This window comes from Arthrobacter sp. BK1 (assembly GCF_056680055.1).
In genome coordinates this window covers 4,096,389-4,111,396 of the sequence record NZ_CM155263.1, presented here as the reverse complement: position 1 = coordinate 4,111,396, position 15,008 = coordinate 4,096,389, and the positions used below count along the sequence as shown (strand labels likewise).

Sequence of the window (15,008 nt, the reverse complement as noted above, 5' to 3'; positions counted from 1 at the left end):
GCTACGGGGCATCGGTTAAAGCAGGCAGCCCCCGGACCGTTTGGTCCAGGGGCTGCGCTCACGCAGGGCGTGCTAGAACTTTACGGCTGCCGGATCGTCGTTCTTAGCGGCTTCGGCGTCGGCCTCGGCGCCTTCGGTAGCCTCGGCCTCGACGGCCGCAGCTTCCTCTTCGCCGCCGGGGCGGACGAAGTCGCTGAGGTCAACAGCATTGCCGTCGGTGTCGGTAACCGTTGCCTGGCCCAGGACCACGGCCAGTGCCTTGCGGCGGCGGACCTCAGAGACCATCATGGGGACCTGGCCGCTCTGATCGATGATCTGGGCGAACTGGTTCGGGTCCATGCCGTACTGGCTGGCGGTGGTGACGATGTAGTCGATCAGCTCGTTCTGGCTGACGTTGACTTCTTCCTTTTCGGCGATGGCGTCAAGGATGACTTCGTTCTGGAAGGCCCGGGCGGTGTTGGCCTTGACCTCTTCGCGGTGTTCCTCGGTGTCGTGTTCGCCTTCACCGTGGCCGTTGCCCTCTTTGAAGTGGGCTTCGAGCTGCTCTTCAACCACGGAGTCCGGAACCGGAACCTCGACGAGCTCAACGAGCTTGTCCAGCACCTTGTCGCGGGCTTCTACGCCCTGCTCGACAACCTTGGAATCGGCAGCCTGCTTGGCCAGGTCTTCGCGGAGTTCGGCGAGGGTGTCGAACTCGGAGGCCAGCTGTGCAAAGTCGTCGTTCGCCTCGGGAAGCTCGCGTTCCTTGACGGCCTTGACAACCACCTTCACCTGCGCGGCTTCGCCGGCGTGGTCGCCACCCACCAAAGTGGTTTCGAAGATGGCGTCTTCATCAACGCTGAGGCCGGTGACTGCTTCGTCCAGGCCTTCAAGCATGGTTCCGGCGCCTACCTGGTAGGACAGGCCCGAGGCGGAGTCGACGTCGGCGCCGTCAATGGAGGCGTTGATGTCGATGGTCAGGAAGTCGCCATCGGCAGCGGGGCGGTCCACGGACTTCAGCGTGCCGAAGCGGCCGCGGAGTTCGTCCAGGGCCTTGTCGACATCTTCGTCGGAGGACTCTGCGGCGGCAACCTCAACCTTGATGCCGGCGTAGTCAGGCAGTTCGATCTCGGGGCGCACATCAACCTCGGCGTGGAACTTCAGTTCCCCGTCCGTGGAGGTGGGGTCCGGAACTTCGGTGATCTCAACCTCGGGGCGGCTCAGGGGGCGGATGCCGGATTCCTGCACAGCTGCCTGGTACCAGCCATTGAGGCCTTCGTTGATGGCCGTCTCCAGGACGTAGCCGCGGCCAACGCGCTGGTCGATCAGCTTGGAGGGGACCTTGCCCTTGCGGAAGCCAGGGACCTGGATCTGCGAAGCAACAGTCTTGTATGCCTCGTCGATGCTGGGCTTCAATTCCTCAAAGGGGACCTCAACATTGAGCTTGACCCGCGTGGGGGTGAGGTTCTCGACAGCGCTCTTCACGGTCTAAGTACTCCTGGGTTTGTGGGATGGGTTTTCTGCAAATGCAACGATCTGTCCAGGCCGTCGGCCCGGGCCGCAGAGTCGGGGTGACAGGATTTGAACCTGCGACTTCCTGCTCCCAAAGCAGGTGCTCTAGCCAAGCTGAGCTACACCCCGTAAGTGCACAGGCAAGTCTACGGCCATTCCGGCCGTGAATGCACATTTGACACGTGGGGCATGAATTAGGTTTAGTTGTATCCGGCTTCAACAGCCAGCCCGAAGTCCGGCCGCTAAGATGGAAATCATCAGCGACGCTGTACTCCCGGGGACGTAGCTTAATGGTAAAGCCTCAGTCTTCCAAACTGATTACGCGGGTTCGATTCCCGTCGTCCCCTCCAGCCAAAGGCAGGGCCCCTCAATGAACACGAGGGGCCCTGCTTTTTTGTCTGCTGCGGCGTCGTGCGCGGCTTACTTCCCGGGTTGCTGGCAGCCGGGGCACCAGTACAGCTTGCGGCCGGCGAGCTCGGTGATCGCCACGGGCACAGCGCAAACCCGGCAGGGCAGCCCCTCCCGCTTGTAGACATAGTGGGCATGTTCCCCGGCGGGCAGGAGCGCGCCCGGGTCCCAGTACACCGCAGGCGTGGTGATGATCCGCCCGTCGCGGACGCCGTCGGACATTACCGCTGCGGTGTCGTCCCACAAAAGTCCGGCGGCTCCGCGCGGGAGTGCGTTGCCCGGCAGCCATGGATCCAGCTGCTGGCGGAAGAGCACCTCGGCCCGGTAGACATTTCCGACGCCGGCAATCACCTTCTGGTCCATCAGCAGCGCAGCCACCGGCGTTTTCCGGGCCAGCAGTCCTGCCACGAATCGTGTCCTGTCCGCAGGCATGTTCCGCAGCGGATCCGGGCCGAGCCTTGCCAGGACAGCCAGCGCCTCGGCCTCGGTGATGACAGCGCAGGTGGTGGCACCGCGGAGGTCCGCCCACCCGTGCCCGCTGACCAGCCGTACACGGACTGCGCCGCGGGGCTCGGGGGGACCCTGGTAGGCGTCGTCGCGCCCGGCCCGGACGTCGCCGTCGTCGTACAGCTCCTGCTCCCCCACCTTCCGCGGTGCGCCGATGCTGGAGGAACCGCGGAACGTGGCGTCGCCGCCGAAATCCCACGCGCCGTACAGGCCCAGGTGGACGTGCAGCACCATCGCGTGGTCAAAATGCAGGAATAGGTGCTTGCCGTGGGCGCGCGACTCGGTCATCATGTGGCCGTCGAGGAGCGCTGCGCCTGCGGCGAAGCGGCCCTGCGGGCTGCTGACGGACAGGACTTCCCCCGTGAAGACGTCCGCGAACTGCTGCGCCAGGCGCCGGACGGAATGCCCTTCCGGCACTACTCGATGACCTCTCCCGTGGCCTCGTAGGCAGCAATCTTGCTGATCCGGCGGACGTGGCGTTCGTCGTTGCTGAAGGGCTCGGCCAGGAAGGCTTCGATGAGTTCCGTGGCTTCGTCGACGGTATGCTGGCGGCCGCCCACGGCCACCACGTTGGCGTCGTTGTGCTCACGTGCCAGCGTGGCCGTGGAGAGGTTCCAGGCGAGGGCAGCGCGGACACCCTTGACCTTGTTCGCGGCGATCTGCTCGCCGTTTCCTGAGCCGCCCAACACAATTCCGAGGGCGTGGACACCGGATTGCTGGTCCGCCACCACTGCAAGCGCGGCGTTGATGCAGAAGGAGGGGTAGTCATCCTGGGCGTCGTACACCGTGGGGCCATGGTCCACGACGTCGTAGCCCTTGGCCGTGAGGTGGCCAACCAGATGGGCGCTGAGTTCCATGCCGGCATGGTCGGTGGCGATGTGGACCCGCGGGAAGGAGGGGGAAGAAGTCACAGCAGTATCCGTTCATTAGGCCAGGGGCAGATCAACACGGACAAGGATACTAGGACTCCGGGGCACCGCCGGCTGGACTGGCTGCACCGCCGCGGTGCGCCCGCGCGGCGACGCGGGTGAGGACTTCGGCAAGGCGGGCCGCCTTGTCCGGACTTCCGCCGCTTACGGCCACGCTGTGGCCGTCCGTCTTGCGCACGACGACGGCGGGCCCGCTGCTGACGAGCATCGCGGCGGTGCCGCTGTGGTTCCGGTAGCCCCACCCGCCGTAGTCCGCTGCGCGGACGTCCGCTGCGCTGGCGGCGGAGATCGCAGCCGCCGGCACGTCCATCACGGGCAGCACGCCCGCTACGAAGACCCGCAGGCCTCGTCGGTCAGCCTTCACACGGGCGCAGAGGAAAGCCGCTGCCACTACCGCAAGGATCGCCACCAGGGCACCAAGCCATGGCAGCGCCACGGTAATGAGCGCCGCCGGGAACAGGGTGGCCACGGCGATCATGACGAACACTGAACTGCGTGCGTGCACCCAGAGCCGGATGGTGTCTCCGGCCAGTTCAGGATCAAGCTCGCGGGCGAGGGCCAGTTCCAGAGCCCTGTCATCCTCCGGGGACCACTGCCTGTCGGCTTTGAAGACAAACCCCATGATGACTCCGAGTGAGACGGCGGCCCCGCTTCCAAGCGCCAGGACTGTCAGGTCAACGTGGGATTCCCGCGCATCGGCCAGGCCCGTCTGGCCCACAAGGCCCGCGGCAAGGACGGAGGTGACAAACAGGCTCAGGAACAGCCCTGTCCCCATCATGATCCGGCGCATCACGGCGGGACGCGAGAGCGGGACTGCCTGGGACAGGACCAGCCACCCGGCGGCGACGATGATCAGCGCACCGCCACCGGCGTAGGCGCCAAAAGGAGCAAAGGCGGAGCCGCCGTCGGCCGTCCAGCCGATCGCCATGGGTTCGGGCAGATCGGGCCGCAGCAAAAAGGCGCAGAAGACAAAAGCCGCGGCCAGCACCACGGGAAAGCCCACTGCGAAACGCAGGGCACTGCCATCCACAGAATCCCGGAACTTTCCCATGCATTAACGCTACTCCCGGCGGGGGCCGTGACAGAATGACTTCACTGTGCCGGTGCAGGCCACCGCCCGCCGGCAACCGCTACCCCATTCTGGAGGAACCACTTGCCAGGCATGAACCTGACGCGCGCCGAAGCCCGCGAGCGCGCCGAACTGATCAGTGTCGAATCGTACGATGTCAGCCTGGACCTGACAAAGGGCGACAAGGTTTTCGGCAGCACCACGCACGTGAAATTCACCGCCGTGCCTGGATCCTCCACCTTTATCGATGCCGTGACCCACACCGTGCACAGCATCACGCTCAACGGCCGCTCGCTCGACCCGGCCGAAACGGCTGACGGAATCCGCATCCAGCTGCCCGATCTTGCCGGTTCCAATGAATTGACCGTGGTGGCTGACGCGCCCTACATGAACACGGGCGAGGGCCTGCACCGGTTTGTGGATCCCGTGGACGGCGAGGTGTACCTCTACACCCAGTTCGAGGTGCCGGACTCCCGCCGGATGTTCGCCGTCTTTGAACAGCCTGACCTCAAGGGCACCTTCGCCTTCACCGTCACCGCACCGTCGCACTGGGATGTCATCTCCAACTCCCCCACCCCGGCTCCGGAAGCCACTACGCCGGCGGACGACGGCGGCGCGAGGTCCGTGTGGTCCTTCTCCCCCACACCGCGGCTCTCCTCCTACGTCACGGCACTGATCGCCGGCCCGTACCAGTCTGTCCGCAGCAACGTCAGCAGTTCCGACGGCCGTGTCATCCCGCTGGGCGTTTTTGCCCGCAAGTCCCTCATGCAGTACCTGGACGCGGACAACATCTTCGAGCTGACCCGCCAGGGCTTTGAATTCTTCGAGGCCCAGTTCGGCTGCCCGTACCCGTTCGAGAAATACGACCAGCTGTTTGTACCCGAGTTCAATGCCGGCGCCATGGAGAATGCCGGCGCTGTGACCATCCTGGAAGGCTATGTTTTCCGCGGCAAGGTGACCGACGCGCAGGTGGAGCGCCGCGCGATCACCGTCCTGCACGAGCTCGCCCACATGTGGTTCGGCGACCTCGTGACCATGCGCTGGTGGAACGACCTCTGGCTGAATGAATCCTTCGCCGAATACATGTCCCACCTCGCGGCAGTGGAGAACACGTCCTTCGGGAGTGCATGGACCACTTTCGCCTCTGTGGAGAAATCCTGGGCCTACCGCCAGGACCAGCTGCCCACGACGCATCCGATCTTCGCTGAAATCAACGATCTCCAGGACGTTGAGGTCAACTTCGACGGCATTACCTACGCCAAGGGTGCATCGGTGCTGCGCCAGCTGGTTGCGTGGGTGGGGCCGGAGCAGTTCATGGCCGGCGTCCGCGAGTACTTCGCCAAGCACGCCTGGCAGAACACTGAACTCAGCGACCTGATGGTGGAGCTCGAAAAAGCCAGCGGCCGCGACCTCGACCAGTGGGGCCGGCTCTGGCTGGAAACCGCCGGCGTCAACACCCTCCAGCCCGAGCTCACGCTGGACGCGGACGGGAACATCGCTTCATTCAGCATCATCCAGTCGGCTGTTGAAAAGTGGCCCACCATCCGTCCGCACCGCCTGGCCGTGGGGTTCTACAACCTCAACGGCGCGGGCAAGCTGGAGCGCATCCACCGCGAGGAACTCGACGTGGACGGCGAGCGCACCGAAGTGCCCGGACTCACCGGGCTGGCACAGCCGGACCTGATCCTCATCAACGACGACGACCTCGCCTACGCCAAAGTACGGCTGGACGAAAAATCGTTGGCCACCGCGACCGCCCACCTTAAGGATTTCAGCCGCAGCCTCCCCCGGACCCTGGTGTGGAACTCTGCCTGGGACGCCGCACGCGACGCCGAGACACCGGCCCGCCGTTATGTCCGGCTGATCCAGGCCAATGTCGGTTCGGAATCGGACTCGTCCGTGATCCAGACCCAGCTGCGCCAGCTCGCAACCACCCTGAATTTCTACGTGGCCGAAGATTACCGCGAGGCCACCACCGTCGAGGCAGCGGCCTCGCTCTGGGACCTGGCCGCCGCCGCGCCCGGAGGGTCGGACGCCCAGCTGCAGTTCGTGAAAGCCTTCGCCCAGCTGGCCCGCAGCGGCAACCAGCTGGGCACCGTTGCAGGACTGCTGGACGGCTCGGAAACGCCGGCAGGGCTGACCGTGGACCAGGACCTCCGCTGGGAACTGGTCGCCTCGCTGGTGGCAGGCGGCCGGCTGGACCAGGACGACATCGACGCAGAGCTGGACCGAGACAACACCGCGAGCGGACAGAACGCTGCAGCCCTGGCTACGGCAGCCATCCCTACCGCCGAGGCCAAGGCCAAGGCCTGGGATGCGATTGTGGTCAAGGGAGAGCTGTCCAACGCACTGCAGGGTTCGGCGGTGAACGGCTTTATGCGTGTTCTGGACCGGACACTCCTGGAGCCTTACGCAGAGAAGTACTTCGAGGCTGTCCCCGGGATCGTGGCGAAGCGGACCCACGCACTTGCCCAGCAGATCGTCGTCGGGCTTTATCCCGCACTCCTGACAACACAGGCAACTGTGGACCGTACGGACCGTTTCCTGGCCGGTCTTCCTGCTGACAGCACCGCGTTGCGGCGCATGATGCTGGAGAACCGCGACGGCGTTGCCCGGGCACTCCGGGCACGCGCCGCGGACATTCTCCCCGGCGAACTCCAGGCATAAGGCCATGAGCCTGAGTGAGCATCGTTATTCCCTGACCGTGCAGTGGACGGGCAATCTGGGGGAAGGCACGTCCTCGTACCGGGGCTACTCACGGGACCACGACATCCGGATCCCGGGCCTGCCCGTCCTGCCGGGCTCAGCCGATCCCACCTTCCACGGGGACCGCGAACGGTACAACCCGGAACAGCTGCTCCTGGCGGCGCTGGCGCAGTGCCACATGCTTTCGTTCCTTCACGTGGCCGTACGGCACGGCGTGGTGGTCACCGGTTACCAGGATGACGCCACAGGAGTCCTGCACCTGAACCGGGACGGCAGCGGGCAGTTTGAGTCGGTCACGCTGCACCCGCGGGTGACACTGGCGGACCCGGCCCACGTTGCTCTGGCCGGGCAGATGCATCACGAGGCCAACCAGGTCTGCTTCATCGCGCGCAGCGTCAATTTTCCGGTGCTGCACGAACCCGTGACGCTGACCCTCTAAGCGTCTGCCAGGAGTTCAGCTGCCAGCCGGGCCTCCGTAGCGGGCGAAAGCCCGGCCTTCCGGTGACGGCTAAGGCCGCGGCTACGCTCGTCCACCAGCGTGTCCGCCACCGTCTCCTGCCACGGCCGGGTTTTCAGTCCGGCGGCACGGGCGGCCACGATGCTGCGGGCGCAGAAGCCCTCATGGCCAGGCGGCAGCCACAGCGGAAGGGAATCCGGGCCGGACCAGTAATCGATCCCCGACTCCACCAGCCAGTCCTCCGGCGCTGTGACTACCTCGCCCTGGTAGCCGGCGGCGGTCCTGGCCGCTGCGATGTAATCACCGAAGGGCACCTGGTCGCCCACCGCATTCAGGGCTCCGGTGACCCCTGTCTCCGCGGCATCCAGGATCCACCGGGCGAGGTCGCGGACGTCGATGACCTGGGTGGGATGGCCGGCGATGTCCGGGACCACCACAGGCCCGTCGTCCCGGGCAAATCTGGCCGGCCAGTAGCCGTAGCGGTCCGTGGCGTCGCCGGGACCGCCGATGAGGCCGGCCCGGCAGAGGTGCGCTTTGTCCCCGGCCGCTGCCAGGGTGGCCTGCTCGATGGCCGACTTCGATTCCCCGTAGTTTTCCGGCGTGGATTCCCTCCCGGCGGGCAGGGGAGGCAGGAGCGCAGCATCCTCCCGTGCTCCCGGCGTCGAATGACCGGCGTAAACGGAACAGCTCGAGACAAACGTCCAGTGCCCGGTCCGCCCTGCGAGGGCAGCCAGCGCACCCTCGGCCTGTACTGTGTCCCGGGCCACCTCAACAACGGCGTCCCAAAGGCCGGCGGCGCCGTCATATGCGCTGGCGCCCAGTGAACGGTCCGCCTGCACCCACTGAACTCCCGCCGGCGGTTGTGCCGCCGAACCGCGGGCCAGGCAGGTGACCTGGTGCCCGGCGGCCAGCGCCTGCCGGGCGATTTCCGAGGAGAGAAAGGCCGTTCCACCGAGTATCAGGATGCGCATGGGTCCACGGTACGGCGCTAGGGTTGAAAGAGAACAGAGCCTGGCGTGCCGGGGTGACCCGAGCGCCAGACTATGCCTTCCACCGGCCGCCGCCGGAGACCCTCAAGGAGTTTCACCCCCTATGTTCAGCATGTTGTCGATACTTCCATCCGCCGCCAGTGAGCCGGACGGCATCAGTATCACCGGAATCGTCATCAGCCTGGGTGTCGGTATCGCCATCTGGCTGGTGGCAACCTTTCTCATTTCCCGGATCAGCAAGCGGGTGGCCTCTGGGAGCAACTTCTTCAAGAAGGCGCATTTCAAGTGGGTGGCACCTGCCATCCGGGCACTGGACCATGAGCGCCGGGTCCAGCGGGCGGAAACCATCGGGTCCCTGCTCAACAGCATCGTGGGCGTGCTCGTGGCTGTCATCACCAGCATGTACGTCCTGCAGAACCTCGACATCAACATTGCCCCGCTGCTGACCAGCGTGGGAATCCTGGGTGTAGCCATCGGTTTCGGTGCCCAGCAGCTGATCCGTGACTTCCTGGCCGGGATCTTCATTACCATTGAAGACCAGTACGGAATCGGTGATGTCATCGAAACCAGCGAGGTTGTGGGTGTCGTGGAGTCCATGGGCCTGCGCATCACCCGGGTCCGCTCCGAGGACGGGGCCATCTGGTACCTGCGCAACGGTGAAATCCTGAGGGTCGGCAACCGCTCCCAGGGTACCTACGTGCCGGCAGCAGAGTCCCCTGACGCGGCAACCGAGACTGCCTTGCATGAGCCGCCCACCGAGGCAAAAAAGACTGACCAGAAGGCCGGAGAATAGAGCCATGACCACACCCGCCGAGCCGCAGCAGCCGCGCCAGCTGATGCAGAACGATCCCTTCAGCCAGCCCGGCTACACGGACAACTTTTACGATGCCGTGGGCGGGCATCAGACGTTCGTCAAGCTGATCGATGTCTTCTACGACGGCGTGGCGACGGATCCGCTGCTGCGCCCGATGTATCCGGAGGAGGACCTGGACCCTGCCAAGCGGCGGTTCCTGATGTTCCTGGAACAGTACTGGGGCGGGCCCACCACGTACGGGGAGGAACGGGGCCACCCGCGCCTGCGGATGCGCCACATGCCCTTCCAGGTCACACCTGCTGCGAAGGACCGCTGGCTGTTCCACATGCGGGCAGCCGTCGATTCCCTGGACCTGCCTCCGTTGTACGAGGGGACCTTGTGGGACTACATGGAACGGGCCGCCCTGTCCATGGTGAACAGCCCTTCGGAGCCGTAGGGTTCCGTGAGGCCGTGACCGGGGTCAGGGCTGCTGCAGCCCGCTGCCGGTCCTGGCAAGGACGTGGCCGCGCGGACCGCTGAGGCGGAACCAGCGCCCGGCCCGGAAAAGCTTCTGGTCCCCGTCAGCGAGGAATCCGAGCGTCAGTGCGGCGAAGGCGGCGCCGAGCGGGATCCCGGATGCGTCCATTTCCCTGCCCCATACCGTGGCACGGGCGTTATTGACTATCAGCATGCCCGGGTTAATCGGCACGATGGCAGCAACTTCGGAGATGCCGGTTTCGGCCGCCTGGCGGAGCCCGGCATCGGCCAGCGTACCCACCAGTTCCCAGCCGGTGCGGGGCGCCCCGACCCCCGTCCACGACTCGCTGACGGTGGCCGGCGGAACGGGCAGTTCGACGTCGCCCTCCCCCGCCCGCGCAAGACGGTCAAGGACAGCTGACAGCGGAACCGTGACATCAGTCGCGGAAGGCTCGGCGAGGGCCATGGTGCGCAGGCCCAGGATGGTAGGAGTGGATTCGCCCAGCAGTCGTGGCCGGAGGACACACACGTACGCCGCGAGAACGGAACCCGCGGCCTGAAGCCGGATGGCGCCGTCGTCCACGGCTTTGGCCCGGGTGGCGAAGGTGCGGAGATCGGCAAGATCACGGGCGTCGGCGAACCGGAAGGACTGGGTAAGTAGGTCAGACACATAAAGAACACTACCGGCTGTGCCTTTGTTGAGCAGCGGCGGGGTGCCGTCTAGAGTCGATCCATGACTGAAGCCGAAACCGGATTGCTGGCGCCGCCCAGCGGCGACCCCACCTCAGCCCTTATCCACCTCCTTGACCTTGGTGAGCTTCAGGGCGCCCGGACCGATGAGGACATCTTCCTGGGGCCTTCACAGCAGCAGCCCCGTCAGCGGGTGTTCGGCGGGCAGGTTCTGGCCCAGTCGCTGATCGCCGGAATAAGGACTGTGGACCCGGGACGCATGGTTCATTCCATGCACGGCTACTTCCTGCGTCCGGGGGACGCCAACAAGCCCATCACCTTCGGTGTCCAGCGGTTGCGGGATGGCCGGTCCTTCTCGGCACGGCGCGTCCACGCCTACCAGGAAGGCGTGCCCATCCTCTCGATGATCGCCTCGTTCCAGGACCCGGATGAGGGGATTGATCACGGGTCCAGGATGCCTGCGGGCATTCCCGATCCCGAGTCGCTGCCCAGTACAGCCGAACTGCTCGGCAAGTTCGACCACCCCATTGCACAGCACTGGGCGTACGAACGGCCCTTCGATATCCGGCACGTGGATCCGCCGCTTTACGTTTCTGCGAAGGGGAAGAGGGAGGCGCGCAACGCGGTCTGGATGAAGACCTTCGGACCTATGCCCGACGACACGAACGTGCACCGGGCTGCCCTGGCCTATGCCAGCGACTACACGCTGCTGGAATCCATCCTGCGCCGCCACGGGATGAGCTGGATCACCCCCGGCATGAGCGTGGCCAGCCTGGACCACGCGATGTGGTGGCACCGGCCCGCACGCGTGGATGAGTGGCTGCTGTACGTCCAGGAATCCCCCAGCGCCCAGGGTGCCCGGGGCCTGGCCACGGGAAAGATTTTCAACCAGGCCGGGGAACATGTGGCATCTGTGGCCCAGGAGGGCATGATCCGCGTTCCCACGGACCTGAAGAACAAAGTCGTCGGCGCCGTTCAGTCCAAGCTCCTGGAACACCAGATCCGCAAGGCCGGGCGGGACTGACCCCGGCCTGCCCTACGGCATTCCCCAGGCAACAGAAAAGGCCGGCGCCCCTGACGGGGCGCCGGCCTTTCTGCTGAAACGGGACTCTGAACAGTCAGTTCGGATCAGTCGCGGTGATGGTCAGCCGCGGGTTCTGATCAGTCGCGGGTGAGGCGGCGGTGCGTCACACGGTGCGGTTTCGCCGCATCGGGACCGAGGCGCTCCACCTTGTTCTCCTCGTAGGATTCGAAGTTGCCCTCGAACCAGTACCACTTGGAGGGGTTCTCCTCGTCACCTTCGTAGGCCAGGATGTGGGTGGCCACCCGGTCCAGGAACCAGCGGTCGTGCGATACCACCACGGCACAGCCGGGGAATTCCAGCAGCGCGTTTTCGAGGCTGCTGAGGGTCTCGACGTCGAGGTCGTTGGTGGGTTCGTCAAGGAGCAGCAGGTTTCCGCCCTGCTTAAGGGTCAGCGCAAGGTTCAGGCGGTTGCGCTCACCACCGGAGAGCACCCCGGCCTTCTTCTGCTGGTCCGGGCCTTTGAATCCGAATGCAGCCACGTAGGCACGCGAAGGCATTTCCACGTGGCCAACCTGGATGTAGTCCAGGCCGTCCGACACTACTTCCCACAGGGTCTTGTTCGGATCGATGCCGCCGCGGCTCTGGTCCGCGTAGGAGATCTTGACCGAATCGCCGATCTTCAGGACGCCGCCGTCGAGCGGTTCCAGGCCCACGATGGTCTTGAACAGCGTGGTCTTGCCAACACCGTTGGGGCCGATGACGCCGACGATGCCGTTGCGGGGAAGGGTGAAGGACAGTCCGTCGATGAGGGTCCGGTCCTCGAAACCCTTCTGCAGGTCCTTGGCTTCGAGGACGAGCCCGCCGAGGCGGGGTCCCGGCGGGATCTGGATTTCTTCGAAGTCGAGCTTGCGGGTACGGTCCGCTTCCGCTGCCATTTCCTCGTAGCGGGCCAGGCGGGCCTTGGACTTGGTCTGGCGGCCTTTGGCGTTGGAGCGGACCCACTCGAGTTCTTCGGTGAGGCGCTTGGCCTGCTTGGCGTCCTTCTTGCCCTGGACTTCAAGGCGGGCGCGCTTCTTCTCCAGGTAGGTGGAGTAGTTGCCCTCGTAGGGGTACAGGTGGCCGCGGTCCACTTCGGCGATCCATTCCGCGACATGGTCAAGGAAGTAACGGTCGTGGGTTACGGCCAGGACCGCTCCGGCGTAGCTGGAAAGGTGCTGTTCCAGCCACAGCACGCTCTCAGCGTCAAGGTGGTTGGTGGGCTCGTCCAGCAGCAGGAGGTCCGGCTTCTGCAGCAGCAGCTTGCAGAGGGCCACCCGGCGGCGCTCACCACCGGAGAGGAGGGTCACGTCAGCGTCCGCGGGCGGGCACCGGAGGGCGTCCATGGCCTGTTCCAGCTGGGAATCGAGGTCCCATGCGTCCGCGGCGTCAATGGCCTCCTGGAGGTGGCCCATTTCTTCGAGCAAGGTGTCGTAGTCAGCGTCCGGGCTGGCCATTTCCTCGGAGATCTCGTTGAAGCGCTGGATTTTGCCGTAGATTTCGCCAACACCCTCCTGGACGTTGCCCAGGACGGTCTTTTCCTCGTTCAGCGGCGGTTCCTGCAACAGGATCCCCACCGTGTAGCCGGGGCTGAGCCGGGCCTCACCGTTCGAAGGGGTGTCCAGGCCGGCCATGATTTTCAGGATGGTGGACTTACCGGCGCCGTTCGGGCCAACAACACCAATTTTGGCGCCCGGGAAGAAGGACATGCTTACGTCGTCAAGAATGAGTTTTTCGCCAACGGCCTTACGGGCCTTGGTCATTGTGTAGATAAATTCCGCCATGGTTCCAAATCTAGTGGGTTGGCGGGCATATCTCACATTCGCAGGGTCAGGCGGCCGCGCCCACGAAGCACTTTCCGCTCGCCAGCACGGGAAGAACCGTGACTGTGACGCTGCCGTCCCGGATCTGGCCGATCACACAGTCCGTGCCCTGCAATACGCCCGCTTCAATGGCATCGGCCTCCAGCCCGGTGGGTGTGCGGCTCGCCGACACTTCCAGGGCTGCAGGTGCCACGCCCGCACCGGTCAGGGCATCGGTCACCTGCGCGGTGGCCGGCTTGGGCGTCCCGGCCGCGAGCCGGCTCAACGCGTCAGAGACTTTCTGCTTGAGAAGGGCAGTAACAGCGTCCCCGGCCGGTTCGGCCGCAACCGGACCAGCTGCACCCGGGATGGGGGCTGTGGCGGTGGGCTGGGTAACGCCCGTGCCAGCTGATTCCGACGGCGCGGCGGCTGGAGTTCCGGCCCCGCCTGTCGAGCTGGTGCATGCCGCGAGTGAGAGGACCACCGTGAGGCATCCTGCAATAACCGCGGCCGGCCGGGCCGGAGACCTCAGGCCTGTGCGGAAAGGAGCGGACCTGCCGGTGACCTGGACTGCCTGTGGGTCTGCCGTCGCTCGCTTCATGCGGCCATTCTGCCACGCGGCCCGCCGCCGGGAAGAACTGCTGGACCGGTTGCGGGAACGGCGGCGGTCAGACGGCGGACCCGGCGAGTTCCCCCGTTTCGGCATCGACAGGGGTGCGGTTGCCCTCCGAATCCTCCAGGTAGATCCCGGCCGCCTCATCATCGTCAGAGTGGCCTTCTTCATCCGGATCGCCGCCGCCGTCCTCAGGATCGGTGAGGCCGATGTCATGTGCCGGCTCCGACAGCCCCTGACCCGCCGCGCTGTTCTCCGAGACCGGATGCAGGCCGTTGTTCGCGTTGCGGGTGTAGTTGGCCGAACCCCACATCAGATCGTGGCCTACCGATTCTGCGTCGATCTCAGTCGAATGGTAGGTCCGGCCGTCCTTCTCCCAGCTGCGCAGCTTGAGCCGGCCGACCACAATCACGCGCTGGCCCTTCTTGATGCTGCAGGCCATGTTCCCGGCCAACTGGCGGTACCCCTGGACATTGAACCAGTTGGTGGGCAGGTCCACCCAGCTGTTTGAGGCACGGTCAAAGCGACGGCCGGTGGAACCGAAGCGGAAGGAGGCTGTGCCAACTCCACCGGGAGTGGTGGAGGTCTTGATCTCGGTGGCTACAAAGCCACGGATCGTTATCGTGTCATTCATCGTCATGTCCTGTCTCTAAAGGTGGTGCCTTGGCGGCAAAACCAGCTTCGCGCGGACCGGACGGGACAGGCAGGGGCAACTTTCCGTATGTGCATAACCCTGCCCAGGCCCGCCCTGTTGAGGACAGGATGCGCCCCGAGGGACACGGGCGCGGGGATGCGCCCCGAGGGACACAGGCGCGGGCAACGAGCCACGGTGACGCAGCCGTACACGGGGCAATGTAAACTTTTCATGCGCCGGATTTCTGGTCGTGGCGCCACGTGCCCCAGTAGCTCAGGGGATAGAGCAGCGGCCTTCTAATCCGCCGGTCGGGGGTTCGATTCCCTCCTGGGGCACAACGTGCGTGGCTCTGACCTGCGGAAACGCAGGTCAGAGCCAACAGA

At 65.4% G+C, this 15,008-nt stretch carries 14 protein-coding genes and 3 tRNA genes; 7 read left to right on the top strand and 10 right to left on the bottom strand.

All coding sequences use genetic code 11. The annotated features are described in order from the left end of the window. Nucleotides 1-72 precede the first annotated feature (72 nt). Both tig and AC1MCA_RS18840 read right to left on the bottom strand, forming a co-directional pair. Nucleotides 73-1,464, bottom strand: coding sequence for a trigger factor (gene tig, locus AC1MCA_RS18845; protein ID WP_479799836.1), 1,392 nt, complete (start codon nucleotides 1,462-1,464; stop codon nucleotides 73-75). An 81-nt stretch (nucleotides 1,465-1,545) separates the two neighbouring features. Next, nucleotides 1,546-1,620: transfer RNA gene (locus tag AC1MCA_RS18840), tRNA-Pro, on the bottom strand. Nucleotides 1,621-1,767: 147 nt separating this feature from the next. Between AC1MCA_RS18840 and AC1MCA_RS18835 the strand changes: the two genes are divergently transcribed. Beyond that, nucleotides 1,768-1,841, top strand: a tRNA-Gly gene (locus tag AC1MCA_RS18835). A gap of 70 nt (nucleotides 1,842-1,911) precedes the next feature. Here AC1MCA_RS18835 and AC1MCA_RS18830 read toward each other — a convergent pair. The 3 genes from AC1MCA_RS18830 to AC1MCA_RS18820 are packed head-to-tail and all read right to left on the bottom strand — an operon-like array spanning nucleotide 1,912 to nucleotide 4,386. Then, on the bottom strand, nucleotides 1,912-2,823 hold the full coding sequence (locus tag AC1MCA_RS18830; RefSeq protein ID WP_479799835.1) for an Fpg/Nei family DNA glycosylase: 912 nt from the start codon (nucleotides 2,821-2,823) through the stop codon (nucleotides 1,912-1,914). Continuing rightward, nucleotides 2,823-3,317 (bottom strand): ribose-5-phosphate isomerase, encoded by a 495-nt coding sequence (locus tag AC1MCA_RS18825; protein ID WP_108598614.1) that lies wholly within the window; start codon nucleotides 3,315-3,317, stop codon nucleotides 2,823-2,825. Before AC1MCA_RS18825 ends, AC1MCA_RS18830 begins: the two co-directional genes overlap by 1 nt. Before the next feature lie 49 nt (nucleotides 3,318-3,366). Next, nucleotides 3,367-4,386, bottom strand: coding sequence for a hypothetical protein (locus AC1MCA_RS18820; protein ID WP_479799834.1), 1,020 nt, complete (start codon nucleotides 4,384-4,386; stop codon nucleotides 3,367-3,369). A gap of 111 nt (nucleotides 4,387-4,497) precedes the next feature. Here AC1MCA_RS18820 and pepN point away from each other — a divergent pair, with 111 nt between their 5' ends. Continuing rightward, nucleotides 4,498-7,071, top strand: coding sequence for an aminopeptidase N (pepN, locus tag AC1MCA_RS18815; RefSeq protein ID WP_479799833.1), 2,574 nt, complete (start codon nucleotides 4,498-4,500; stop codon nucleotides 7,069-7,071). Nucleotides 7,072-7,075: 4 nt separating this feature from the next. After that, nucleotides 7,076-7,549, top strand: coding sequence for an OsmC family protein (locus AC1MCA_RS18810; protein WP_479799832.1), 474 nt, complete (start codon nucleotides 7,076-7,078; stop codon nucleotides 7,547-7,549). Here the strand turns inward: AC1MCA_RS18810 and AC1MCA_RS18805 are convergent. Beyond that, a complete protein-coding gene (locus tag AC1MCA_RS18805) occupies nucleotides 7,546-8,538 on the bottom strand; it encodes a Rossmann-fold NAD(P)-binding domain-containing protein (protein ID WP_479799830.1) in 993 nt (330 codons plus the stop codon). The two genes, AC1MCA_RS18810 and AC1MCA_RS18805, sit on opposite strands and share 4 nt — an antisense overlap. A 121-nt stretch (nucleotides 8,539-8,659) precedes the next feature. On the opposite strand from AC1MCA_RS18805, the gene AC1MCA_RS18800 reads away from it, so the two are divergent. Together AC1MCA_RS18800 and AC1MCA_RS18795 are read left to right on the top strand one after the other, a co-directional pair. Continuing rightward, nucleotides 8,660-9,349 (top strand): mechanosensitive ion channel family protein, encoded by a 690-nt coding sequence (locus AC1MCA_RS18800; protein WP_479799828.1) that lies wholly within the window; start codon nucleotides 8,660-8,662, stop codon nucleotides 9,347-9,349. Between the two features lie 4 nt (nucleotides 9,350-9,353). Continuing rightward, nucleotides 9,354-9,806 carry a globin gene (locus AC1MCA_RS18795; protein ID WP_479799827.1) on the top strand — a complete coding sequence of 151 codons (453 nt, stop codon included), beginning with the start codon at nucleotides 9,354-9,356 and terminating at the stop codon, nucleotides 9,804-9,806. A gap of 24 nt (nucleotides 9,807-9,830) precedes the next feature. On the opposite strand, the gene AC1MCA_RS18790 is transcribed toward AC1MCA_RS18795, so the two are convergent. After that, nucleotides 9,831-10,496 carry a DUF8185 domain-containing protein gene (locus AC1MCA_RS18790; RefSeq protein WP_479799826.1) on the bottom strand — a complete coding sequence of 222 codons (666 nt, stop codon included), beginning with the start codon at nucleotides 10,494-10,496 and terminating at the stop codon, nucleotides 9,831-9,833. Nucleotides 10,497-10,559: 63 nt separating this feature from the next. Between AC1MCA_RS18790 and AC1MCA_RS18785 the strand changes: the two genes are divergently transcribed. Further along, nucleotides 10,560-11,540 carry an acyl-CoA thioesterase gene (locus tag AC1MCA_RS18785; RefSeq protein WP_479799825.1) on the top strand — a complete coding sequence of 327 codons (981 nt, stop codon included), beginning with the start codon at nucleotides 10,560-10,562 and terminating at the stop codon, nucleotides 11,538-11,540. 137 nt (nucleotides 11,541-11,677) lie between these two features. Here AC1MCA_RS18785 and ettA read toward each other — a convergent pair whose 3' ends face one another. The 3 genes from ettA to AC1MCA_RS18770 form a co-directional block, all read right to left on the bottom strand. After that, on the bottom strand, nucleotides 11,678-13,360 hold the full coding sequence (gene ettA, locus AC1MCA_RS18780) for an energy-dependent translational throttle protein EttA (RefSeq protein ID WP_354145750.1): 1,683 nt from the start codon (nucleotides 13,358-13,360) through the stop codon (nucleotides 11,678-11,680). A 46-nt stretch (nucleotides 13,361-13,406) separates the two neighbouring features. After that, nucleotides 13,407-13,979, bottom strand: coding sequence for a DUF6993 domain-containing protein (locus AC1MCA_RS18775; RefSeq protein ID WP_479799823.1), 573 nt, complete (start codon nucleotides 13,977-13,979; stop codon nucleotides 13,407-13,409). Nucleotides 13,980-14,046: 67 nt separating this feature from the next. Then, complete coding sequence (locus AC1MCA_RS18770; protein ID WP_479803454.1) at nucleotides 14,047-14,625, bottom strand: single-stranded DNA-binding protein; 579 nt, start codon at nucleotides 14,623-14,625, stop codon at nucleotides 14,047-14,049. Nucleotides 14,626-14,887: 262 nt separating this feature from the next. Between AC1MCA_RS18770 and AC1MCA_RS18765 the strand changes: the two genes are divergently transcribed. Continuing rightward, nucleotides 14,888-14,960, top strand: a tRNA-Arg gene (locus AC1MCA_RS18765). Nucleotides 14,961-15,008: the final 48 nt, after the last annotated feature.